26 protein-coding genes are annotated in these 20,610 nt (G+C 68.7%); 17 read left to right on the top strand and 9 right to left on the bottom strand.

Annotated features, from left to right (window positions below; translation table 11 throughout):
• The first annotated feature begins 37 nt into the window (after window positions 1-37).
• On the top strand, window positions 38-928 hold the full coding sequence (locus J7654_RS18210) for a universal stress protein (RefSeq protein ID WP_209737237.1): 891 nt from the start codon (window positions 38-40) through the stop codon (window positions 926-928).
• A 52-nt stretch (window positions 929-980) separates the two neighbouring features.
• On the opposite strand, the gene J7654_RS18205 is transcribed toward J7654_RS18210, so the two are convergent.
• Window positions 981-2,345 carry a cytochrome P450 gene (locus J7654_RS18205; RefSeq protein ID WP_209737236.1) on the bottom strand — a complete coding sequence of 455 codons (1,365 nt, stop codon included), beginning with the start codon at window positions 2,343-2,345 and terminating at the stop codon, window positions 981-983.
• Between the two features lie 169 nt (window positions 2,346-2,514).
• On the opposite strand from J7654_RS18205, the gene gyrB reads away from it, so the two are divergent.
• The 5 genes from gyrB to J7654_RS18180 all read left to right on the top strand — a co-directional run bounded on the left by gyrB (window position 2,515) and on the right by J7654_RS18180 (window position 7,520).
• Complete coding sequence (gyrB, locus tag J7654_RS18200) at window positions 2,515-4,962, top strand: DNA topoisomerase (ATP-hydrolyzing) subunit B (RefSeq protein ID WP_209737235.1); 2,448 nt, start codon at window positions 2,515-2,517, stop codon at window positions 4,960-4,962.
• A gap of 69 nt (window positions 4,963-5,031) precedes the next feature.
• A complete protein-coding gene (gene aroQ / locus J7654_RS18195; protein ID WP_209737234.1) occupies window positions 5,032-5,484 on the top strand; it encodes a type II 3-dehydroquinate dehydratase in 453 nt (150 codons plus the stop codon).
• 14 nt (window positions 5,485-5,498) lie between these two features.
• Window positions 5,499-6,428, top strand: coding sequence for an ABC transporter ATP-binding protein (locus J7654_RS18190; RefSeq protein WP_209737233.1), 930 nt, complete (start codon window positions 5,499-5,501; stop codon window positions 6,426-6,428).
• A gap of 35 nt (window positions 6,429-6,463) precedes the next feature.
• On the top strand, window positions 6,464-7,186 hold the full coding sequence (locus tag J7654_RS18185) for an ABC transporter permease (protein WP_425340255.1): 723 nt from the start codon (window positions 6,464-6,466) through the stop codon (window positions 7,184-7,186).
• 52 nt (window positions 7,187-7,238) lie between these two features.
• On the top strand, window positions 7,239-7,520 hold the full coding sequence (locus J7654_RS18180; protein WP_209737231.1) for an Rdx family protein: 282 nt from the start codon (window positions 7,239-7,241) through the stop codon (window positions 7,518-7,520).
• Window positions 7,521-7,566: 46 nt separating this feature from the next.
• On the opposite strand, the gene J7654_RS18175 is transcribed toward J7654_RS18180, so the two are convergent.
• Complete coding sequence (locus J7654_RS18175) at window positions 7,567-8,202, bottom strand: DUF1236 domain-containing protein (RefSeq protein WP_209737230.1); 636 nt, start codon at window positions 8,200-8,202, stop codon at window positions 7,567-7,569.
• 109 nt (window positions 8,203-8,311) lie between these two features.
• Here J7654_RS18175 and J7654_RS18170 point away from each other — a divergent pair, with 109 nt between their 5' ends.
• From J7654_RS18170 to yacG, 5 genes are all read left to right on the top strand, one after another.
• On the top strand, window positions 8,312-8,473 hold the full coding sequence (locus tag J7654_RS18170; protein ID WP_209737229.1) for a hypothetical protein: 162 nt from the start codon (window positions 8,312-8,314) through the stop codon (window positions 8,471-8,473).
• A 77-nt stretch (window positions 8,474-8,550) separates the two neighbouring features.
• A complete protein-coding gene (gene murA, locus J7654_RS18165) occupies window positions 8,551-9,840 on the top strand; it encodes a UDP-N-acetylglucosamine 1-carboxyvinyltransferase (protein WP_209737228.1) in 1,290 nt (429 codons plus the stop codon).
• Window positions 9,841-10,002: 162 nt separating this feature from the next.
• The gene (gene infA, locus J7654_RS18160; protein WP_158876295.1) at window positions 10,003-10,221 is read left to right on the top strand and encodes a translation initiation factor IF-1; all 219 of its coding nucleotides are present in this window, start codon (window positions 10,003-10,005) and stop codon (window positions 10,219-10,221) included.
• A 21-nt stretch (window positions 10,222-10,242) separates the two neighbouring features.
• Window positions 10,243-10,881 carry a Maf-like protein gene (locus J7654_RS18155; RefSeq protein ID WP_209737227.1) on the top strand — a complete coding sequence of 213 codons (639 nt, stop codon included), beginning with the start codon at window positions 10,243-10,245 and terminating at the stop codon, window positions 10,879-10,881.
• A complete protein-coding gene (yacG, locus tag J7654_RS18150) occupies window positions 10,878-11,081 on the top strand; it encodes a DNA gyrase inhibitor YacG (RefSeq protein WP_209737226.1) in 204 nt (67 codons plus the stop codon). Before J7654_RS18155 ends, yacG begins: the two co-directional genes overlap by 4 nt.
• 131 nt (window positions 11,082-11,212) lie before the next feature.
• On the opposite strand, the gene J7654_RS18145 is transcribed toward yacG, so the two are convergent.
• From J7654_RS18145 to hrcA, 7 genes are all read right to left on the bottom strand, one after another.
• Entirely contained in the window at window positions 11,213-11,617 is a 405-nt protein-coding gene (locus tag J7654_RS18145) for a GFA family protein (RefSeq protein ID WP_209737225.1), read from the bottom strand.
• Window positions 11,618-11,628: 11 nt separating this feature from the next.
• On the bottom strand, window positions 11,629-11,976 hold the full coding sequence (locus tag J7654_RS18140; protein ID WP_209737224.1) for a DUF3088 domain-containing protein: 348 nt from the start codon (window positions 11,974-11,976) through the stop codon (window positions 11,629-11,631).
• 3 nt (window positions 11,977-11,979) lie between these two features.
• Window positions 11,980-13,260 carry an NAD(P)/FAD-dependent oxidoreductase gene (locus J7654_RS18135; RefSeq protein ID WP_209737223.1) on the bottom strand — a complete coding sequence of 427 codons (1,281 nt, stop codon included), beginning with the start codon at window positions 13,258-13,260 and terminating at the stop codon, window positions 11,980-11,982.
• Between the two features lie 17 nt (window positions 13,261-13,277).
• Complete coding sequence (locus J7654_RS18130) at window positions 13,278-13,418, bottom strand: DUF3096 domain-containing protein (protein WP_209737222.1); 141 nt, start codon at window positions 13,416-13,418, stop codon at window positions 13,278-13,280.
• A gap of 10 nt (window positions 13,419-13,428) precedes the next feature.
• Complete coding sequence (locus tag J7654_RS18125; protein WP_209737221.1) at window positions 13,429-14,208, bottom strand: 3-hydroxybutyrate dehydrogenase; 780 nt, start codon at window positions 14,206-14,208, stop codon at window positions 13,429-13,431.
• Window positions 14,209-14,336: 128 nt separating this feature from the next.
• Window positions 14,337-14,993, bottom strand: coding sequence for a nucleotide exchange factor GrpE (grpE, locus tag J7654_RS18120; RefSeq protein WP_209737220.1), 657 nt, complete (start codon window positions 14,991-14,993; stop codon window positions 14,337-14,339).
• A 130-nt stretch (window positions 14,994-15,123) separates the two neighbouring features.
• Entirely contained in the window at window positions 15,124-16,248 is a 1,125-nt protein-coding gene (hrcA, locus tag J7654_RS18115; RefSeq protein WP_209737219.1) for a heat-inducible transcriptional repressor HrcA, read from the bottom strand.
• 125 nt (window positions 16,249-16,373) lie between these two features.
• Here hrcA and rph point away from each other — a divergent pair, with 125 nt between their 5' ends.
• The 6 genes from rph (at window position 16,374) to J7654_RS18085 (ending at window position 20,606) form a co-directional block, all read left to right on the top strand.
• Window positions 16,374-17,090: a ribonuclease PH gene (gene rph / locus J7654_RS18110; protein WP_209737218.1), complete on the top strand. Its 717-nt coding sequence runs from the start codon at window positions 16,374-16,376 to the stop codon at window positions 17,088-17,090.
• Between the two features lie 115 nt (window positions 17,091-17,205).
• Window positions 17,206-17,841: an RdgB/HAM1 family non-canonical purine NTP pyrophosphatase gene (gene rdgB, locus J7654_RS18105; protein WP_209737217.1), complete on the top strand. Its 636-nt coding sequence runs from the start codon at window positions 17,206-17,208 to the stop codon at window positions 17,839-17,841.
• Window positions 17,838-19,037 carry a radical SAM family heme chaperone HemW gene (gene hemW / locus J7654_RS18100; RefSeq protein ID WP_209737216.1) on the top strand — a complete coding sequence of 400 codons (1,200 nt, stop codon included), beginning with the start codon at window positions 17,838-17,840 and terminating at the stop codon, window positions 19,035-19,037. Before rdgB ends, hemW begins: the two co-directional genes overlap by 4 nt.
• Window positions 19,034-19,357, top strand: a complete 324-nt coding sequence (locus J7654_RS18095) for a YnfA family protein (protein WP_209737215.1) — start codon at window positions 19,034-19,036, stop codon at window positions 19,355-19,357. The genes hemW and J7654_RS18095 overlap by 4 nt, the downstream gene beginning before the upstream one ends.
• Window positions 19,354-20,247 carry a 16S rRNA (cytidine(1402)-2'-O)-methyltransferase gene (gene rsmI, locus J7654_RS18090; RefSeq protein ID WP_209737214.1) on the top strand — a complete coding sequence of 298 codons (894 nt, stop codon included), beginning with the start codon at window positions 19,354-19,356 and terminating at the stop codon, window positions 20,245-20,247. Before J7654_RS18095 ends, rsmI begins: the two co-directional genes overlap by 4 nt.
• Window positions 20,244-20,606 carry a YraN family protein gene (locus tag J7654_RS18085; protein ID WP_209737213.1) on the top strand — a complete coding sequence of 121 codons (363 nt, stop codon included), beginning with the start codon at window positions 20,244-20,246 and terminating at the stop codon, window positions 20,604-20,606. Before rsmI ends, J7654_RS18085 begins: the two co-directional genes overlap by 4 nt.
• Window positions 20,607-20,610 lie beyond the last annotated feature (4 nt).

Raw genomic sequence — 20,610 nt, 5'->3', positions numbered from 1 at the left:
CCGAGATCATGGCGGCGCGCCACGAGATGCCGGACCCATGAACCAGAGAGGAGACCAGAAGATGCGCACCATGCTTCTTGCCACCGACCTGACGGCCCGTAGCGACCGCGCGCTCGACAGGGCCGCGCGGCTTGCTCGCGAGACGGGCACCCGTCTGACCGTCGCCCATGCCATCGAGGACGTGAAGGGCGTCGAGGAAAGCGTCAACGTCCCGTCATGGCGGCGCGGCAAGCCGGCCTGGAAGCGCCTCGACGCGCTGAAGGCAGCGGCCGCGGCCGATATCCGCACCCAGATCGGCGAGCAGCCGGTGGAGCCGCAGATCGTCATCGGGGAGGAGAAGGCGCCCGAGCTGATCGCCCGGCTTGCGGCGGACGGCGATTTCGACCTGGTCGTCACGGGTGTCGCGCGCGATGCCGGGCAGGGGCGCGTCGTGCTCGGCTCCACGGTGGAGCGGCTGATCAAGAGCGGTCTTGCCCCGGTGCTGATCGTGAAATGCCGGCCGGTGGAAGGCTATCGCACTGTCGTGGCCGCCAGCGACCTGTCCCCCACCTCCGCCCGCGCCCTTCGCGCCACGCTCGATCTCTGCGCCCAGTCCGAAGTCGCCGTCCTGCACGCCTACGAGACGGAGGAGGAGGGCATAGCGGTGCACGGCGGAAGCGAGCAGGACCCGGCCTATCGCAAGGCGCTGGAGGATGCGCGGCGTTTCGTCGCCGATGCGGCAGGCGACCAGGAGGGGCGCGTGCGCCTCGTGCTCGAGCCCGGCTCGCCCCTCTCGCTCCTCAATTCCTATGCCACGGACCACGAGGCCGATCTCGTGGCGCTCGGCACCCATGGGCGAACGGGGTTCTTCGCCCGCCTGATGGGGTCCGTCGCGGAAAGGGTGCTCCTCACCGCGCCCTGCGACGTCCTGGTCGTGCGCGGAAAGTGACGGCCCTCGTTCTCGTTCCCCATCCGTAATTTGGGGCGAAGAGCCGGGGCCGTCATCGCCGGCTGACGCGCATCGGCAGGCCGCCACGCGGCTGCACGGTGATCTTCTGCACCGGATAGGGTGGCTTCTCGCCAACATAGTCGAAGCGCAGGCGGCGCATCAGCAGCGCCAGCGCGATGACGCCTTCCTGCATGGCGAAGGAGGAGCCGATGCACACGCGCGGGCCGACGCCGAACGGCAGGTACTGGAAACGGTCGATGGATTCGCGGTTTCCCGGCAGGAAGCGCGAGGGGACGAAGTCGAGCGGGTTCTCCCACAGCAGTTCGTGGCGGTGGACGAGCCAGGGCATGACCAGCACCGAGGCGCCGGCGGGAATGTCCATGTCGCCCACGCGGTCGGCCTCCAGCGCCGTGCGGTTGAGCGAGGGGGCCGGCGGGTAGAGCCGCATCGCCTCCTCGAAGGCGGCGCGGGTGTGGTGCAGGCTGTCGAGCCATGTGGCGGGGTCCGGCAGGCCGGGCAGGAGCGCGTCGATCTCCGCCTCCACCTTCTCGCGCTCCTCCGGCGCCTGGCTGAGGAGATAGAGCGTCCAGCCGAGCGCGCGGGCCGTGGTCTCGTGCCCGGCGCCGATGAAGGTGATGATGTTGTCCTCGATCTCGGAGGCCGAAAGGCCTTCCGCCTTCAGGAGCATGGTCAGGAAGTCGTTGGGCGCGGCCTGCGGGTCGGTCTCCATCAGCCTGCGCCGCCGCTCCATCGTGCCCGCGATGACGCCGCGGAAATAGTTGGTGGAGCGCTGGCCGAGCAGGCGCCCGATACGCGGCAGGAAGGCCGGCGCGTCGAGGATGTCGAGCGGGTCCACGCGCCCCATGCGCTTGAGGAACAGCTCCATCGCCTCGGCGAATTCCTTCGGCTCGCCGGTGATGTCGTTGGAGAAGAGCGTCGCCTGCAGGATGTCGTAGGTCAGGAGCGTCATCTGGAAGGCGATGTCGGCGCGCCCGTCCGGCAGGCTCTCAAGCCCTTCGGCGAACAGGCGCGAGCGCTCGGCCATGGCCGGAGCGAGGGCGTGGATGTTGCGCGGTGTGAAGACGGGGGCCAGCGATTTGCGCGTGCGCTTCCACAACTCGCCCTCGGCCGTCAGAAGGCCGTCGCGCAGCATGGGGCGCAGCACGCGTTGCCGCAGGGGCTGCATCGCGTAGTTCCGGGCGTTGTCCACGAGAAGGGCGCGGATGGCCTTCGGATCGTTGACGATGATGGTGGGCACGCTGAGCCAGTTGGCGCGCAGCCAGGGCTCCTTGAAGGCGCGGGAGCCCCAGATCTCGATGGGGTTCCGTGAGGCTGTCCAGACGAAGCCGGCAAAGCCCAGCGGCTTGGTGTGGGGAATGGGAGCGGGCGCGCGGAACGGGACGGTGGCGGTCTGCATCGGGCGGGTCCTTCGGTTCCCTCGCATATGGTGGGCCGCGTGCGAGGCGTCGAGGGCACGTCCGTCGCGCCTCAAGCCTTTCATCGCGGCGCGTTCGTCGTTATATTCAGGCCCTTGCGAGCGGTCGCTTCATCAAGCGGCGCCTCCCGCCTCGATGCCAAGGAACTCCATGTCAGACGCGAACGAGACGAACCCCGGCGCCGGCGCCGAATACGGCGCCGATTCGATCAAGGTGCTCAAGGGTCTCGATGCCGTGCGCAAGCGGCCCGGCATGTATATCGGCGATACCGACGACGGCTCGGGCCTGCACCATATGGTCTACGAGGTGGTGGACAACGCCATCGACGAGGCGCTGGCGGGCCACGCGACGCTGGTGACGGTGACGCTGAACGCCGACGGCTCCTGCACGGTGACGGACAACGGGCGCGGTATCCCGACCGATATCCACACGGGCGAGGGCGTTTCGGCGGCCGAGGTCATCATGACCCAGCTTCATGCCGGCGGTAAGTTCGACCAGAACTCCTACAAGGTCTCCGGCGGCCTTCACGGCGTGGGCGTCTCGGTCGTCAACGCCCTGTCGGTGTGGCTGAAGATGAAGATCCGCCGCAAGGGGCAGATCCACGAGATGAGCTTCACCCACGGCGTGCCGGACGCGCCGCTGGCGCAAACGGGCGATGCCGGGGAGGAGACGGGGACGGCGATCACCTTCCTGCCCTCCACCGAGACCTTCACCAAGACCGAGTTCGACTTCGGCACGCTGGAGCACCGCCTGCGCGAGCTGGCCTTCCTCAATTCGGGCGTGCGCATCACGCTCACCGACCGCCGCCATGCCGACGAGAAGCGGGTGGAGCTGTTCTACGAGGGCGGGCTGGAAGCCTTCGTCCGCTATCTGGACCGTGCCCGCAAGCCGCTGATCTCCGAGCCCATTTCGCTGCGCGGCGAGAAGGACGGGATCACGGTGGAAGCCGCCTTGTGGTGGAACGACAGCTACCAGGACACGGTGCTGGCCTTCACCAACAACATTCCCCAGCGCGACGGCGGCACGCACATGGCCGGCTTCCGCGGCGGGCTGACGCGCCAGATCACCGGCTATGCCGAAAGCTCCGGCACCTTGAAGAGGGAGAAGGTCACGCTGACCGGCGACGATTGCCGCGAGGGGCTGACCTGCGTGCTTTCGGTGAAGGTGCCGGACCCGAAATTCTCCTCCCAGACCAAGGACAAGCTGGTCTCCTCCGAGGTGCGGCCGGTGGTGGAGAGCCTCGTGAACGAGACGCTCTCGACCTGGCTGGAGGAGCATCCGGCCGAGGCCAAGGTGGTGATGAGCAAGGTCATCCAGGCCGCCGCCGCGCGAGAGGCCGCCCGCCGCGCCCGCGAGACGGTGCGCAAGGACGTGATGAGCATCTCGACCCTGCCGGGCAAGCTGGCCGACTGCCAGGAGAAGGACCCGGCCAAGTCCGAGATCTTCATCGTGGAAGGCGATTCGGCCGGCGGCTCGGCCAAGGGCGCGCGCTCGCGCCAGAACCAGGCGATCCTCCCCCTTCGCGGCAAGATCCTGAATGTGGAGCGCGTGCGCTTCGACCGGATGCTCGGTTCGGACCAGATCGGCACGCTGATCACCGCGCTCGGCACCGGCATCGGCAAGTTCGAGGACAGCGCGCACGGCTTCAACCCGGACAAGCTGCGCTACCACAAGATCATCATCATGACGGACGCCGACGTGGACGGCGCCCATATCCGCACCCTCCTGCTCACCTTCTTCTTCCGGCAGATGCCGGAGCTGATCGAGCGCGGCTATGTCTACATCGCCCAGCCGCCGCTCTATAAGGTGACGAAGGGCAAGCAGAGCCAGTATCTGAAGGACCAGAAGGCGCTCGACAACTACCTGATCGAGGGCGGGCTGGAGGACGCGACGCTGACGCTGGGCTCGGGCGAGGTTCGCTCGGGCCGCGACCTGCGCGCCGTGGTGGAGGACGCGCTCCTGATGCGCCAGGTGCTGACGGGCCTTCATTCGCGCTACGACCGACAGGTGGTGGAGCAGGCGGCCATCGCCGGCGCGCTTTCGCCAGCGGTGGCCGACAGCGGCGCGGATGCGCCCTTCATGGCCGAGCGCGTCGCCAAGGCGCTCGACGCCGTGGCCGAGGAAACCGAGCGCGGCTGGCGAGGCGAATCGACCGGCGAGGGCGGCTACCGCTTCACCCGCACGGTGCGCGGCGTCTCCGAATCGCGAGTGCTCGACGCGGGCCTGATCGCTTCCGCCGACGCCATCCAGCTCAACCGGCTGGCCACGAGGCTGGGGGAGGTCTATTCGACCCCGCCCGTCCTCAAGCGCAAGGAGAGCGAGCACGAGATCTCCGGCCCGCTCGCGCTGCTGACGGCCGTGTTCGAGGTGGGCCGCAAGGGCCTCTCGCTCCAGCGCTACAAAGGCCTGGGCGAGATGGACCCCGAGCAGCTCTGGGAGACGACGCTGGACCCGGACGTGCGCTCGCTTCTCCAGGTGAAGATTTCGGATGCCACGGATGCCGACCTCCTCTTCTCGCGCCTCATGGGCGACGAGGTGGAGCCGCGCCGCGAGTTCATCCAGGACAACGCGCTCCAGGTCGCCAATCTCGACATCTAAAGGCTGTCGCAAAGCCCTGGGGGAGGGCGCGTCAGCGATGTTCAGCCCGGTAGGAGGCGAGGGAAGATTTTGAGCCGCATCGTCCATGTCCTGAACGGGCCGAACCTCAATCTCCTCGGCCAGCGCCAGCCGCATATCTACGGCCAGGAGACGCTGGCGGATGTGGAGGCTCAGTGCCGCGAGGTGGGCGAGGCGGAGGGCCTGTCCATCGAGTTTCGCCAGAGCAATCGCGAATACGAGATCATCGACTGGATTCACGAGGCGAGGACGGTGGCCGCCGGCATCGTCATCAACCCGGCGGCCTTCACCCACACCTCTGTCGCGATCCTCGACGCGCTGAGCGCCTGCGACTTTCCGATCATCGAGGTGCATATCTCCAACGTGCACAGGCGCGAGCCTTTCCGCCACCACTCCTACGTCTCGGGCGTGGCCGCGGGCGTCATTGCCGGCTTCGGCACGCAGGGCTATGTCTTTGCCATCCAGCGCCTCGCAAGGTTGATCGGCGAGGCCCCCGCGCGCTGAAAGCGTTTCCCGCAATGCCCCCCATCCTCGACATTTCCGGCCTCGCCAAGACCTATGGCAACGGCTTTCGGGCGCTCAACGGCGTCGATCTCACCATCTCCGAAGGCGAGATCTTCGCGCTTCTGGGCCCCAACGGCGCCGGCAAGACAACGCTGATCGGCATCGTCTGCGGGCTGGTGAAGCTCGACCAGGGCCACGTGCGCGTGGCCGGCCACGACATCGAGAAGGATTACCGCGCCGCGCGCTCGATGATCGGCCTCGTGCCGCAGGAATTGACGACGGATGCCTTCGAAACGGTGTGGGCGACGGTCTCCTTCTCGCGCGGGCTCTTCGGCAAGAGGCGCGACGACGCGCATGTGGAGCGCGTGCTGCGGGACCTGTCGCTCTGGGACAAGAAGGACTCCAAGATCGTCACGCTCTCGGGCGGCATGAAGCGCCGTGCGCTGATCGCCAAGGCGCTGGCGCACGAGCCGCAGATTCTCTTTCTCGACGAGCCGACGGCCGGCGTCGACGTGGCGCTGCGGCGGGACATGTGGCGCGTGGTGCGCGCCCTGCGCGAGACGGGCGTCACCATCATCCTCACCACCCATTACATCGAGGAGGCCGAGGAGATGGCCGACAGGATCGGCGTGATCTCCCGGGGCGAGCTGATCCTGGTGGAGGAGAAGGAGAGGCTCATGGCCCGGCTCGGCCGCAAGGAGCTGATCGTGGAGTTGCAGGCCCCGCTCGAGGCCCTGCCCGCACGCCTTGCCGCCGAGGGGCTGCGCCTTGCCGAGGGCGGGATGAGCCTTCACTACACCTACGAGACCGGCGGCGAGCGCACCGGCATCACCGCGCTCCTGCGCGACCTGGAAGCGGAGGGTATCCGCCTTCGCGACATCAGCACGCGCCAGAGCACGCTGGAGGACATCTTCGTGGAGCTGACGCGGGAGAGCGCCTCGTGAACTGGCGCGGCATCTGGGCGATCTACCATTTCGAGATGGCGCGCACCTTCCGCACGCTCCTGCAGAGCATCGTCTCGCCGGTCATCTCCACCTCGCTCTACTTCGTGGTTTTCGGCGCGGCGATCGGCTCGCGCATCACGGAGGTGGACGGCGTGCCCTACGGCGCCTTCATCGTGCCGGGGCTGATCATGCTCTCGCTGCTGACGCAGAGCCTGGCGAACGCCTCCTTCGGCATCTACTTCCCCAAATTCACCGGCACGATCTACGAAATCCTCTCCGCGCCGATCTCGCCCTTCGAGATCGTGGCGGGCTATGTCGGCGCGGCCGCCACGAAGTCCGTCGTGCTGGGGCTGATCATCCTCGCCACGGCGACGCTCTTCGTGCCGATCCGAATCGAGCATCCCCTCTGGATGCTGGGCTTCCTGATCCTCACCGCCCTGACCTTCAGCCTCTTCGGCTTCATCATCGGGATATGGGCGGACGGCTTCGAGAAGCTGCAACTGGTGCCGCTGCTCATTGTCACGCCGCTGGCGTTCCTGGGGGGCAGCTTCTACTCCATCCGCATGCTGCCGGAGTTCTGGCAGGACGTTTCGCTCGCCAACCCGGTCGTCTACCTCATCAGCGGCTTTCGCTGGAGCTTCTACGGGACGGCCGATGTCGGGGTGGGGGTGAGCCTGGCCATGACGATGGTCTTCCTCCTCGGCTGCCTCGGCGCGATCGTCTGGATCTTCCGCAGCGGCTACCGCCTCAAAGTCTAGACGTTCCGCCCCCGCCCCGGCTTGCCGGGAATGCTCAGGAGTAGCCCTTTCCATGACCGATACCCGTCCGCGAGTCGAAATTCTCTATTGCACCCAGTGCCACTGGCTGCTGCGCTCGGCCTGGCTGGCGCAGGAGCTTCTTTCAACCTTCTCGAACGATCTCGGCGAGGTTGCCCTGAAGCCCGGAACGGGCGGCATCTTCCAGATCCGCTGTGATGGCGAGGTGGTGTGGGACCGCACGGTCGACGAGGGGTTTCCCGAGGCCAAGGTGCTGAAGCAGCGGGTGCGCGACCGGATCGACCCCGCCCGCTCCCTCGGCCATTCCGACCGCTGAAACGAAAAAAAGGCCCCCGGTTGGGGGCCTTTCTCAAGAGTGCCGTTCAGGGACGGTAGTAGATGACCTGACGGCTGTCGTCCGCCACGATATAGGGGCGGCCATTGGCGTAGAAGTAGGAGTAGCCGCTCTGGTCCGGCAGCGGCTGGAGCGTGACGGAGGACGGCACCGAAGCGCCGACTTCCAGCTCGCCATCCAGCGTCACCTCGTCCACCGGGTTGGCTTCCACATAGGTCACGACATCCGGGCGCACGCCGGCGGGCGAATAGACGACCTGCCGGTTGGAGGTGTTGACGACGACCGGGCGGTTTCCGTCGGCGTAGATATAGGCGAACTCGTCATTGCCGGGGATGGCGACGAGCTCGACGCTCTCCGGCACAACCATGCCTTCGGTGATCTCGCCTTCCACGACGACAGGCTCGACCGGGTTGGCGACGACATATTCGCGCACTTCGGGCGCAACCGAGGCGCTGGCACCCACGGCCGTGCCGATGAACCCGCCGACGACGGCGCCGAGCGGCCCCCCGACGAGCGCACCGGCGACGGCGCCCGTGCCGGTGCCCGTCAGAATGCCCGTGGCCTGCGTGGCGGAGTTGGGCTCCTCGACGGTCCTCACGGTGGTCTGCGCCCCGGCGGTGCCGGCGAAGGCGACGAGGGCGGTGGTCAGTATAAGCTTACGCATTTTATTGTTCCTGAGGATTGAACCCTTCGAACTCTCAAATGCGTGAACGGCCCGTTCCGTTCCGTCATCTTAGATGGCGGGCGCGTTCGTCATGGCCTAAAAGCGCAGAATGACCAAGGTCTTCTCCGTTCTCCTCGTCCTCGCCATGCTGGTCCAGCTCATCCGCCCGCTCGGCCTGCCGGGCCTGAGGAAACGCGCCGATTTCTGGAAGATCGCCCTTCTGGCGCTCGGGCTCTTCGCGGTCGCGGCGATGATCCATCCCCAGGGATAGGGCCTTGTTTGAACCGGGGGCTGTCCTCGTGTAGGAGGAGCCTTCGTTTCTTCCTCCCTCCCGTGTCCGGACCCTTCATGGATCGCATTCGCATTCGCGGCGGCAACGCCCTCAACGGGACGATCCCGATCTCCGGCGCCAAGAACGCGGCCCTGCCGCTGATGATCGCCTCGCTGCTGACGGACGACACGCTGACGCTGGAGAACGTGCCGCATCTGGCCGATGTGGAACAGCTCATCCGCATCCTTGGCAACCATGGCGTGGACTACACGGTCTCGGGCAAGCGCCTCGCCTACGATCCGGCGAGCGGGCGCACGATCCATTTCACCGCCCGCACCATCGTCGATACCACCGCGCCCTACGAGCTGGTTTCCAAGATGCGGGCGAGCTTCTGGGTCATCGGCCCGCTGCTGGCGCGCTGCCACAAGGCGCGCGTCTCGCTGCCCGGCGGCTGCGCCATCGGCACGCGGCCGGTGGACCTGTTCATCGAGGGCCTGCGGGCGCTGGGCGCCACGATCGACATCGAGAACGGCTATGTCGTGGCCGAGGCCAGGGGCGGCCTCGTCGGCAACCGCTACGTCTTCCCCAAGGTGTCGGTCGGCGCGACGCATGTCATGCTGATGGCGGCCTCGCTGGCCCGGGGCGAAACGGTGATCGAGAACGCGGCGCGCGAGCCGGAGATCGTCGATCTGGCCGATTGCCTGAACGCGATGGGCGCCCGGATTTCGGGCGCCGGCACCTCCACCATCACCATCCAGGGTGTCAGCGCGCTGTCGGGCGCGCGCCACCGCGTGCTGCCGGACCGGATCGAGACGGGCACCTATGCCATCGCCGTCGCCATGGCCGGCGGGGACGTGACGCTGGCGGGCACGCGCTCCGACCTCCTGGCCACGGCGCTGGAGAGCCTGCGCCACGCCGGCGCGACCATCGAGGACGTGCCGAACGGCATCCGCGTGCGGCGCGAGGGAGGGGGGATCGGCGCGGTCGATGTGGCGACCGACCCGTTCCCCGGCTTCCCGACCGACCTCCAGGCGCAGTTCATGGCCCTGATGACGAAGGCGGACGGCGTCTCGCACATCACCGAGACGATCTTCGAGAACCGGTTCATGCATGTGCAGGAGCTGGCGCGCCTCGGGGCGAGGATTTCGCTGGCGGGGCAGGTGGCTCGCATCGAGGGCGTGCCGCGGCTGGCAGGGGCTCCGGTGATGGCGACGGACCTGCGCGCCTCCGTCTCGCTGGTCATCGCGGGGCTGGCGGCGGAGGGCGAAACCACGGTCTCGCGCGTCTACCATCTCGACCGCGGCTTCGAGCGGCTGGAGGAGAAGCTCGGCGCCTGCGGGGCGGAAGTGGAGCGCATTTCGGGCTGACAGGCGGGACGCGCTTGCTTTTTGCCCGCCAAAATCCGATCTAGGCAGCGTTGAGGCCGCCCGAAGCCAGCGCGGCCGCCGCATTTTTGCATTCGGTATCATTTCCAGCGAGACAGGAAGGGCCTTTCGGCCCGCTCGCGCACAACCAGGGTTCGAACACGCATGGCGAAAGAAGAAGTTCTCGAGTTTCCCGGCACGGTCACGGAGCTCCTGCCCAACGCGACCTTCCGCATCAAGCTCGAGAACGACCACGAGATCATCGCCCACACGGCAGGCCGGATGCGCAAGAACCGCATCCGCGTGCTGACGGGCGACAAGGTGCTGGTCGAGATGACGCCCTACGACCTGTCCAAGGGCCGCATCACCTACCGCTTCAAATAGGCGGCGCGAGGAGCCTCGACCATGGCCCCTGCAGGCGGCAAGCATCTCGTTCTGGCCTCCGGCTCGCCGCGCCGCCTGGCGCTGTTGCAGCAGGTGGGCATCGAGCCCGCGCGCCTGTTGCCGGCCGATATCGACGAGACGCCCGAGCGGGCCGAGCATCCGCGCTCGCTCGCCAAGCGGCTGTGCAAGGAGAAGGCCGAGGCCGCCGCGCTCACGCTGCGCCGCATCGGCGAGGCCGAGGGAGCCTATGTCCTGGCGGCCGACACGGTCGTCTCGGTCGGCCGGCGCATCATGCCCAAGGCCGAGCTGATCGAGGACGCCGTGGCCAATCTGCGCACGCTCTCCGGGCGCACGCATCGTGTCTATACCGGCGTCTGCCTCGTTACGCCCGAAGGGCGGGTGCGCCAGCGGCTGGTGGAGACGCGCGTTCGCTTCAAGCGCCTCTCGCGCCAGGATATCGACGGCTACATGGCCTCGGGCGAATGGCGCGGCAAAGCCGGCAGCTACGCCATCCAGGGGCTGGCGGGCGGCTTCGTGGTGCGGCTCGTGGGCTCCTACACCAATGTCGTCGGCCTGCCGCTCTACGAGGCCCTGTCGCTGCTGACGGGCGAGGGGTTCGACCCCGCCAGGGCGCGGGGGGATGTCGAGGAGCCGGCGTGAAGCCCGCCCTCGGCGCCAAGGTGACGCCGCTGCGGCCCAAGCGCAACTGCCCCGAATGCGGCCGTCCGTCCGAGCGGGCGCACTATCCCTTCTGCTCGCCCCGCTGCAAGGCGGTGGACCTCAACCGCTGGCTCTCCGGCGCCTATGTCATTCCCGGCACCGAGGACGAGATTCCCGACCCGGAGACGGACGAGCGATAGGCACCATACGATTTTCGTCCGCACGTCTCGTGAGACGTGCGGGGCTTGTCGATGCACGGCGGCCTCGTCCTCCTTTGCGAGGATAAGAAGGCCGCCAACACGCCTTGAGCGCCGACGAGTCGGCCGTCATTTCAATCTTCCGGCCGGCCCGGCAGCGTATCGATGGTGCCGCTCCACGGCGGTGCCGAGCGGCACCATATCCGGTCTCTTGGCGCCAACTCGGCCCGCTGCGAGATGCTTCCCCACCGGATGCCCCATTCCTGTGCTTCCTCTCCCTCGCCGTGGGTGAAGAGGGGAGAGCCGCAGCGGCCGCAGAAGAGCTGGTGGCGGGGCCTGCCATTGTCCCCGTGCTTCACGTAGGTCCGGGGTTCCTCGCCCATCAGCTCGATGTCCGAGCGCGCGGCGATGGTGGAGACGCGATAGGGCGAGCCGGTGAGCTTCTGGCAGTCCGTGCAATGGCAGATCGTCACCTTGCCCGGATCGATCCGGGCGCGGTAGCGCACCGCCCCGCAATGGCAGCTTCCGTCGATATCCATCGTTCAGCGCCTCATGGATGGGGCAGGGGAAAGCCGTGACGCTCCGCCAGTGCGGAGAGGATCGCATCCTTGTCCGCGATCAGCGCCCTTCCTTCGTGGCGGCCCGTTTCGTGGGGGGATGCTTCTCCCTCCGCAAGGATGAGAAGGGGAAGCCACTGGTTGGCTTCACCCGCCATCTCGATCACCTCGCCGCGCGGACGCGGCCAGGCCACGCGGCGCACATCGAGCCGGGCGGCAAACTCTGGAAAGCCCGCCAGCAGGCCTTCGATCAGCGCGCAGTGCCAGCAAAAGAAGCTTTGTCCGGGATAGGCGGGATCGGAAAATCCCGGTTTCACGAGGAAGAGCGTGTCGCGTTCCACCGTTCAGCCCCCGTGCAATTTGAACGCCGGCCCCTTGGCCGGCGAGACCATGTCGGCGAGGATCGCCACCGAGCCGCGCAATCTCCCCAGCACGCGCCATTGATGCTGGCGCTCCAGCCCGTGATAGGCGGCGGCGGCGAACTGCCCGGCGATCATGAAGTCCTGCCGGCGGCCGAAGATGACCTGGCCCACCGTGCCGGCGCGGCCCAGCGAGATCAGCCGGCCCTTGTCGTCATGGGAGAAGGGCTCCGGCGTCTCGCCCCTCAGCCTTCGCGGCAGCGACCTAGCCAGATAGGCGGCCTGCTGGCTGGCGGCCTGCGCCGTCGGGGGAAGGGGGCGCTCGGCCCCCTCGGGCGTGAAGCTTGCCGAATCGCCCAGCACATGGACCGCCTCGTCCACCGTGGCGCGCAGGTGCCGGTCCACCACGATCCGGCCCTTGCCGTCGATCTCGAAATCGCCGAGCGCCTTCAGCACCGGGTTGCCGGCAAGGCCGGCCGCCCAGACGGTCAGGTCCGCGGGCCATGTCTCGCCCTTCCTGGTGCGCAGCTCGGCGTTCGTCACCTCGGAGACCTCGGCGTCCGTGACGATCTTCACGTCCAGCGAATGGAGGCGCTTGACGATGCTCTCGCGCAAGGTCTCGTCGATGCCCGGCATGAGGACGGGCGCGGCCTCCACCAGCGTGATGTCGAGGAGCTTGGCCTCGTTCCCCGCCCCGGTCTCCACGAAGCCGCGCTCCGAATAACGCAGATGGGCGGCCAGCTCGGTGCCGGTGGCGCCCGTTCCCACGATCACCACGCTTGTCGGCGTGCCGGTGGCGCGCGCCTCGATCATGTGGCCGATGAAGCGGTCGCGGAAGGCGTCCGCGTCGTCCTTGCCGTCGAGGCGAATGGCGTGTTCGGCAACGCCGGGGGTGCCGAAATCGGGCGTCGCCCCGCCCAGCGCCACCACGCAGCGATCATAGGCGATCTCGCGGGCTTCGGCGAGAACCCGGCCGTCGGCGCTGGTCACCGCCGCCAGCCGGACCCGCCGGGCGGCGCGCTCGATGCCCGTCACCTCGCCCTGCTCGAAGCGGAAGCCGCGCAGGGCGGCCAGGAGGTAGTAGGAGATTTCCGCCAGCGATGTCGCGACCGTGCCGGCGGCCATCTCGTGCAGGCGCGGCTTCCAGGTGTGGCTGGGGCTCTTGTCGACGAGGATCGTCTCGATCCCATCCGCCCGGCCGAGCTGCGAGGCCAGCTCCAGCCCGCCGGACCCTCCTCCCAGAATGACGATGCGCTGCTTGGGCAAAGGGCCTCTCCGCTGGGCTAGAGGATATCGGGGAAGAGGCCCGTCAGGCCGATGAAGATCAGGTAGAGCGCCACGATGATGTTGAGCAGCCGGGGGATGACGAGGATGAGAACGCCCGCGATGAGCGCGACGATCGGTTGAACGGCGATGATTTCCATATCTGCTTCCTTAGCCCATGTACCAGCCGTGGCTGGGAATGATGGATTGGCCCGTCAGCGCGCTGGAGCGGAAGCTCGCCAGGAACACGGCGATGTCGGCGACATCCTCCAGCGTCGTGAACTCCCCGTCGACCGTTCGGCCCAGCATCACCTTCTCGACCACCTCCTCCTGCGAAATGCCGAGGTCGCGCGCCTGTTCCGGGATCTGCCTCTCGACCAGGGGCGTCTTCACGAAGCCGGGGCAGATGATGTTGGAGCGCACGCCGTGCCTGCCGCCCTCGCGCGCCATGACGCGGCACAGGCCCAGCATGCCGTGCTTGGCCGCCACATAGGCGCTCTTCAGCGGGGACGGCTCGTGGCTGTGCACCGAACCCATGTAGATGAGCGACCCGGAGCGCCGGGGATACATGTGCCGCACGCAGGCGCGGGTGAGCAGGAACGCGCCGCCCAGATGGATATCCACCACCTTGCGGAACTCGTCGTAGGGGAAGTCCTCGATCGGGTGGACGATCTGGATTCCGGCATTGGAGACCATCGTGTCGATACGGCCGAAGCGGTTCGCCGTCTCGTCGACGCCCGCGTTCACCGCCGCCTCGTCCGTCACGTCCATGGCGATGGCGACGGCCTCGCCGCCCGCCTCTTCGATCGCGGAGGCGGTCGTGCGAGCGGCGGCCTCGTCGAGGTCGCAGATCGCCAGCCTCGCACCCTCCCTGGCATAGGCCTCCGCAATGGCCCTGCCGATTCCCGAGCCGGCGCCCGTGACCAGCGCAACGTTTCCCTCCAGACGCATGCGCGATCCTCCCCGGCGGCAGGCGCGGACAAGCCCGCCGGCAGGCAGATAAGGCGGCGCGGGCGCCCGGCAAACGCGAAAACGGCGGCCGATGGCCGCCGCGTCGCTCGGGTCTGGAAAGCCGCCGTTCAGGCGTCCTTGGTGCTCTCGTCCGGCACCCCGGGCCTGGTGTCGAGGGTGTTGGCCTTGGGCCCGCCCTTGGAAACGCCCACCATGGCCGGGCGCAGCACCCGCTCGCCGATGGAGTAGCCGTCCTGCACCACCTGGACGACGGTGTTGTTGGGCGTGTGCGGGTCGGGCACCTCGAACATGGCCTGGTGGAAATTGGGGTCGAAGCGCTGGCCCTGCGGCTCCAGCTTCTTCACGCCGTGGCGCTCCAGCGAAGAGAGCATGGAGCGGCCCACCATCTCCACGCCCTCGACGAGAGCCGCAAGGCCCGCATCGCCGCCCTCGCGCGCCTCGGCCGGCACGGCGGCCAGGGCACGGTCGAGATTGTCGGCTACCGACAGCATGTCGCGGGCGAAATTTGCGACCGCGAACTGGCGGGCATCCTTGATCTCGCGCTCGGTGCGCCGGCGCAGGTTCTCCATCTCCGCGGCCAGCCGCAACATGCGGTCCTTCACCTCCGCGTTCTCGGCCTCCAGCGCCTCGATGCGGGCGCGGTCGGCCTCGGCCGCCTCCTCACCGCCCCATGCGGGGGCATCCTCGGCGGCCGGCGCCTCGCCGACGGGGGCCTCGGGCGCCAGATCCTGGGGCTCGCGGTGTTCGGTGTCGCTGATGGTCATCTCGTCGGCAAGCTCCGATGCTGCTCCGCCGCGCTTGAGGCGTCTGGCGGGCCCTGTCGGCCCCGCGCCCCGCGTCGCCGGACTGAAGAAAAACTCGTCGTGGCCGATATCGAATGCGTTCGGGTGAAAATCAAGGCCGGGTGGGCACGCCCGCCTCGCCGAGGAGGCGGGAGACGAGCCGCGCGGTGTAGTCCACCATCGGCACGATGCGCCGGTAGTTGAGGCGCGTGGGCCCGATCACCCCCACCGCGCCGACGATGCGCTGCTGCCCGTCCGCATAGGGCGCGACGATCAGCGAGGAGCCCGAGAGGGAGAAGAGCTTGTTCTCCGAGCCGATGAAGATGCGCACGCCCTTGCCGGATTCGGCCAGGTCGAGAAGATCGATGATCGAGCTTTGCGTTTCGAGGTCGTCGAAGAGGTGGCGCAGGCGCTCCAGATCCTCGCTCGCGGTGATGCTCTCCAGGAGATTGGCGCGCCCGCGCACGATGAGGCGCGAGGGCTGCCCGGCCGATGCGCCCGACCACACCGCGAGCCCGGCCTCCACGAGCTGGCGCGACAGGGCGTCCAGCGCATCGGCCGTCTCCTGCTTGAGCGTGGCGATGGAGGCGCGGGCCTCGCCGAGAGTGCGCCCGACCACGTGGGCATTCAGGAAGTTGCCGGCTTCCACGAGCTGGGAGGCGGTGGTGCCGGCCGGCAGGTCCACCACGCGATTCTCCACCTCCCCGTTCTCGCCCACCAGGACGGCGAGGGCGCGGGTGGGCTCCAGCCGCACGAATTCGATATGCTTCAGCCGGACATCGGCCTTGCCCGTCACCACGAGGCCCGCCCCGCGCGAGAGGCCCGAGAGAAGCTGGCTCGCCTCGGTGAGGAGCGTCTCCACGCCGCGCTGGTCGCCCAGGACGCGCGCCTTCTCCTCGATCTCCTCTCGCTCGCCGCGGCCCATGTCTCCTGTTTCCAGAAAGGCGTCGACGAAGAAGCGCAGGCCGAGCTCCGTCGGCAGGCGGCCGGCGGAGACATGTGGCGCGTAGATGAGGCCGAGCTGCTCCAGATCGCTCATCACGTTGCGGATGGAGGCCGGGGAAAGCGCGGTGGAAAGCAGCCGCGAGAGGTTGCGCGAGCCCACGGGCTCGCCCACCTCCAGATAGGTGTCCACGATCAGCCGAAAGATTTCGCGCGAGCGCTCGTCGAGCGGGCCGGGCAGGTCGAGGGGGATGCGCCCCCGGCCGCCCCCTGGAAAAGCCGGTGTCGTTGCCATGCCGGAACTATAGGAACGCGAAGGGGCCACGCCAAGCGGTGAGGGGCGCGCGGGGAAATGTTTTGCACCGCGCGCTCGCCATGGTTAAGGACCGGCCACGATCATCGTCAGAAAACGAGCATCACATGCGGCCTTCCAAGCGCGCGGCGGACCAACTGCGGGACGTTTCCCTCGAACGCGGATTCTCGCGCCATGCGGAAGGCTCCTGCCTCGTCAGGTTCGGCGACACGCATGTCCTGTGCACGGCGAGCCTGGAGGAGCGCGTGCCGGGGTGGCTGAAGAATTCCGGCAAGGGCTGGGTGACGGCCGAATACGGAATGCTGCCGCGCGCCACGCACGAGCGGATGCGCCGCGAGGCCGCCTCCGGCAAGCAGTCCGGCCGCACGCAGGAGATCCAGCGCCTGATCGGCCGTTCGCTGCGCGCCGTGGTCGACCTCCAGGCGCTGGGCGAGCGCCAGATCTCCATCGACTGCGACGTGATCCAGGCCGATGGCGGCACGCGAACGGCCTCCATCACCGGCGCCTTCGTGGCGCTGGCCGAGTGCCTTTCCTGGATGGAGCAGCGCTCCATGGTGAAGCGCGACAAGGTGCTGAAGGACCATGTCGCGGCCATCTCCTGCGGCATTCACAACGGCGTGCCGGTGCTGGACCTCGACTATCTGGAGGATTCCTCGGCCGGCACGGACGCCAATTTCGTCATGACCGGCAAGGGCGGCATCGTCGAGATCCAGGGCACCGCCGAGGCCGACCCCTTCTCCGAGGAGGAGTTGCAGGCGCTTCTCTCCCTCGCCAAGGCGGGAATCGCGACCCTCGTGGAGAAACAGCGCGCGGCCCTCGCCTGAGGGTGGGCAAAGCCTTGCGGGGCCGGCCCGGAGCTTCCGCCGGGCGCTCTCAAGCCCTGCGCCAACTTGGCCCGCCACAATGGCGGCGGGCAGCGATACCGGATTTGAAGAGCCCATGACCCTTCTCGACCCCAAGGACGGCCCCATCCTGATCGCCAGCCACAATGCCGGCAAGATCGCCGAATTCCGCGAGCTTCTGGCGCCGCTGGGCTTCGACGTGGTTTCGGCGGCCGACAAGGGCCTGCCGGAGCCGGAGGAGACCGGCACGAGCTTCGAGGAGAATGCGCGGCTGAAGGCGCTGGCGGCGGCGCGCGCGACGGGCCTCCTCGCGCTTTCGGACGATTCGGGGCTGGCCGTCGATGCGCTGGGGGGCGAGCCGGGCATCTACTCGGCCCGCTGGGCCGGCCCGCAGAAGGATTTCACCATGGCCATGCGCTCGGTGGAGGAGAAGCTGCAGGGGACGGGCTCCGACAAGCGCACCGCCCGTTTCGTGGCCGTCCTGTGCCTCGCCACGCCCGAGGGCAGCACGCGGGAGTTCCGCGGCGAGGTGGAGGGGGAGCTGGTCTGGCCGCCGCGCGGCACGCTCGGCTTCGGCTACGATCCGATGTTCCTCCCGGCCGGCCGCAGCCTCACCTTCGGCGAGATGGAAAGCCACGAGAAGCACGGCTGGCAGCCCGGCCAGGCGGAGGCGCTCTCGCATCGCGCGCGGGCTTTCCAGATCTTCGCGCGGGAAGCGCTCGGGGTGTCATGAACGCCCATTCCGGCCGGCTCACCGCCATCCGCCCCTTCACGCCGCCAGCCGGCGATCCGGGCTTCGGCGTCTATGTCCACTGGCCGTTCTGCGCGGCCAAATGCCCTTATTGCGACTTCAACAGCCATGTGCGCCACCAGCCGGTGGACCAGGAACGCTATGTCGCCGCCTTCCGGCGCGAGATCGCCGAGATGGCGCGGCGCTCTGCGGGCGAGCGCGTCACCTCGATCTTCCTCGGCGGAGGCACGCCTTCCTTGATGGAGCCCGCCACCGTGGGCGCCATACTGGAGGCCGTGGCCGGGAACTGGACGGTGGAGGAGGGCGCCGAGATCACGCTGGAGGCCAACCCCTCCTCCGTGGAGGCGACGCGCTTCCGGGGCTACCGGGCCGCCGGCGTGAACCGCGTTTCTCTCGGCGTGCAGGCTCTGAACGACACGGACCTGCGCCGGCTGGGCCGCCTGCACGACGTGTCGCAGGCGCTCGGCGCCATCCGGCTGGCGCGCGAGATTTTCCCGCGCCTGTCCTTCGACCTCATCTACGCCCGGCCGAACCAGAGCGTGGCGGGATGGGAGGCGGAACTGGGGCAGGCCATAGACCTGGCTGCCGACCATCTCTCGCTCTACCAACTCACCATCGAGGAGGGCACGGCCTTCCACGCGCTCCACAAGGCCGGCAAGCTCATCGTGCCGGACGGCGAGCTTTCGGCCGAACTCTACGAGGCCACGCAGCAGATCACCGCCGCGAGGGGCCTGCCGGCCTACGAGATCTCCAACCACGCCGTGCCGGGCGCCGAATCGCGCCATAACCTTACCTATTGGCGCTACGGCCTTTATGCCGGCATCGGCCCCGGCGCGCACGGGCGCCTCAACGGCCCGGACGGCAAGCGCCACGCGCTCTCCAACGAGCGCCATCCCGAGACCTGGCTGAAGATGGTCGAGGACTGGGACGCCGGCATCGCCGAGGACGAGCCGCTGGGCGCGGCCGAGCAGGCGGACGAGCTGCTTCTCATGGGCCTTCGCCTCGTGGAGGGGCTGGACCTGAAGCGCTGGCGCCGACTGACGGGCCGCGACGTGGACCCGGTGGTGGAGGCGGACCTGCGTAGCCACGGCATGATCGAGCGCCTGGGGCCCGACAGGCTGCGCGCGACGCCCGCCGGCATGCTGGTGCTCGACGCCGTGGTCGCGGACCTGGCATGACGCTGCTGGTCTATGCGGGCGCGGCGCTGGCCGAGATCGCCGGCTGCTTCGCCTTCTGGGCCTGGCTGCGGCTCGGCAAGTCTGCCCTCTGGCTCGTGCCGGGCATGGCTTGCCTCATCGCCTTCGCGGTGCTTCTGGCGCAGGTGGAAGCCTCCCACGCCGGTCGTGCCTACGCCGCCTATGGCGGCATCTACATCCTCGCCTCCATCCTGTGGCTCTGGGTCGCGGAAGGGGCGCGGCCCGACCGGTTCGACCTCATCGGCATGGCGATCTGCCTCACCGGGGCGGCCGTCATCCTCTGGGCGCCGAGGGCGGCATGAGCGAGGAGCGGACTCGGCGTTTCACGCTGCGCGGCGCAGACTTCACGGCCGTGGCGCCCGAGCCCGGCCTCTATCTTGTCGCCACGCCCATCGGCAATCTTTCCGACATCACCGTGCGGGCGCTGGAGATCCTGGCCGGGGCCGACCAGCTCGCCTGCGAGGACACGCGCGTGACGGCCAAGCTGCTCCAGCGCTTTTCCATCGACGCCCGGCCGCTCTCCTATCACGAGCATAACGAGGCGCAGGCGGGCGAGGCGCTGATGGCGGCGCTTCAAGCCGGCCGCTCCGTCGCGCTCGTCTCGGATGCCGGCACGCCGCTCGTTTCCGATCCCGGCTTCCGGCTGGCGGAGCGCGCCATCGCGGCCGGCATTCCGGTGGTGCCGGTGCCGGGCGCCTCGGCGCCGCTGGCCGCGCTCCTGGCCAGCGGCCTGCCGTGCGACGCCTTCTTCTTCGCAGGATTCCTGCCCTCCAAGGAGACCGGCCGGCGCAAGCGGCTGGAGGAGCTGGCGCGCGTGCCAGGGACGCTCATCTTCTTCGAATCGCCCAACCGCGTGGCCGCGAGCCTTTCGGAGATGGCGCTCGTCCTCGGCGCCCGGCCGGCCGCCGTCTGCCGCGAGCTGACCAAGATGCACGAGACGATCTATCGGGGCCCCCTGCCGGAGCTGGCCGCCTCCTTCGGGGCCATGGAGCGGGTGCGCGGAGAGATCGTCGTGTGTGTCGGTCCGCCTCCGGCCGGGGAAGGGGGCGGAGAGGCCGACGCGCCGTCCATCCTCAAGGGGCTTCTGGCCGAGATGAAGCCGGCGCAGGCCGCCGCCGAGGCCGCGCGCCTGACCGGCCTTTCGAAGCGAGAGCTCTATGCGCTGGCGCTCAGCCTGAAGGGCGCGGGGTGAGAGCCGAGCGCCGCCGCGCCTTCCACGCCAAGGGCCACCGGGCCGAATGGCTGGCGGCCTGGGCGCTGCGCCTGAAGGGCTACCGCATCCTTGCTGTGCGTTATCGCACCAGGCTCGGCGAGATCGACCTGATCGCCCGGCGCGGCGATGTCGTGGCGGTGGTGGAGGTGAAGGCGCGCCCGACCCTGGCCGAGGCGATGGAGGCGGTGGGCCCCGCCGCGCAACGGCGCATCGCGGCCGCCGCCGACCTCTGGCTGGCACGCCAGCGCGACCATGCGCGCATTTCGCTGCGCTTCGATATCGTGGCCGTCACGCCGCGGCGCTGGCCGGCGCATGTGCCGGACGCATGGCGCGGCTGAGGCC

Origin of the sequence: Aureimonas populi, from assembly GCF_017815515.1 — a bacterium.
Classification (GTDB): Bacteria; Pseudomonadota; Alphaproteobacteria; order Rhizobiales; family Rhizobiaceae; genus Aureimonas; species Aureimonas populi.
The sequence above is the reverse complement of the archived record's forward strand: the minus strand, read 5'-3'. Positions and strand labels throughout refer to the sequence as shown.

What these genes read in the sequence shown, in the direction of transcription:
- J7654_RS18210 (WP_209737237.1), top strand. Translation starts at nt 38, where the DNA reads ATGAACCAGAGAGGAGACCAGAAGATGCGCACCATGCTTCTTGCCACC.
- J7654_RS18205 (WP_209737236.1), bottom strand. Translation starts at nt 2,345, where the DNA reads ATGCAGACCGCCACCGTCCCGTTCCGCGCGCCCGCTCCCATTCCCCAC.
- gyrB (WP_209737235.1), top strand. Translation starts at nt 2,515, where the DNA reads ATGTCAGACGCGAACGAGACGAACCCCGGCGCCGGCGCCGAATACGGC.
- J7654_RS18190 (WP_209737233.1), top strand. Translation starts at nt 5,499, where the DNA reads ATGCCCCCCATCCTCGACATTTCCGGCCTCGCCAAGACCTATGGCAAC.
- J7654_RS18185 (WP_425340255.1), top strand. Translation starts at nt 6,464, where the DNA reads ATGGCGCGCACCTTCCGCACGCTCCTGCAGAGCATCGTCTCGCCGGTC.
- J7654_RS18180 (WP_209737231.1), top strand. Translation starts at nt 7,239, where the DNA reads ATGACCGATACCCGTCCGCGAGTCGAAATTCTCTATTGCACCCAGTGC.
- J7654_RS18175 (WP_209737230.1), bottom strand. Translation starts at nt 8,202, where the DNA reads ATGCGTAAGCTTATACTGACCACCGCCCTCGTCGCCTTCGCCGGCACC.
- J7654_RS18170 (WP_209737229.1), top strand. Translation starts at nt 8,312, where the DNA reads ATGACCAAGGTCTTCTCCGTTCTCCTCGTCCTCGCCATGCTGGTCCAG.
- murA (WP_209737228.1), top strand. Translation starts at nt 8,551, where the DNA reads ATGGATCGCATTCGCATTCGCGGCGGCAACGCCCTCAACGGGACGATC.
- infA (WP_158876295.1), top strand. Translation starts at nt 10,003, where the DNA reads ATGGCGAAAGAAGAAGTTCTCGAGTTTCCCGGCACGGTCACGGAGCTC.
- J7654_RS18155 (WP_209737227.1), top strand. Translation starts at nt 10,243, where the DNA reads ATGGCCCCTGCAGGCGGCAAGCATCTCGTTCTGGCCTCCGGCTCGCCG.
- J7654_RS18145 (WP_209737225.1), bottom strand. Translation starts at nt 11,617, where the DNA reads ATGGATATCGACGGAAGCTGCCATTGCGGGGCGGTGCGCTACCGCGCC.
- J7654_RS18130 (WP_209737222.1), bottom strand. Translation starts at nt 13,418, where the DNA reads ATGGAAATCATCGCCGTTCAACCGATCGTCGCGCTCATCGCGGGCGTT.
- J7654_RS18125 (WP_209737221.1), bottom strand. Translation starts at nt 14,208, where the DNA reads ATGCGTCTGGAGGGAAACGTTGCGCTGGTCACGGGCGCCGGCTCGGGA.
- grpE (WP_209737220.1), bottom strand. Translation starts at nt 14,993, where the DNA reads ATGACCATCAGCGACACCGAACACCGCGAGCCCCAGGATCTGGCGCCC.
- hrcA (WP_209737219.1), bottom strand. Translation starts at nt 16,248, where the DNA reads ATGGCAACGACACCGGCTTTTCCAGGGGGCGGCCGGGGGCGCATCCCC.
- rph (WP_209737218.1), top strand. Translation starts at nt 16,374, where the DNA reads ATGCGGCCTTCCAAGCGCGCGGCGGACCAACTGCGGGACGTTTCCCTC.
- rdgB (WP_209737217.1), top strand. Translation starts at nt 17,206, where the DNA reads ATGACCCTTCTCGACCCCAAGGACGGCCCCATCCTGATCGCCAGCCAC.
- hemW (WP_209737216.1), top strand. Translation starts at nt 17,838, where the DNA reads ATGAACGCCCATTCCGGCCGGCTCACCGCCATCCGCCCCTTCACGCCG.
- J7654_RS18095 (WP_209737215.1), top strand. Translation starts at nt 19,034, where the DNA reads ATGACGCTGCTGGTCTATGCGGGCGCGGCGCTGGCCGAGATCGCCGGC.
- rsmI (WP_209737214.1), top strand. Translation starts at nt 19,354, where the DNA reads ATGAGCGAGGAGCGGACTCGGCGTTTCACGCTGCGCGGCGCAGACTTC.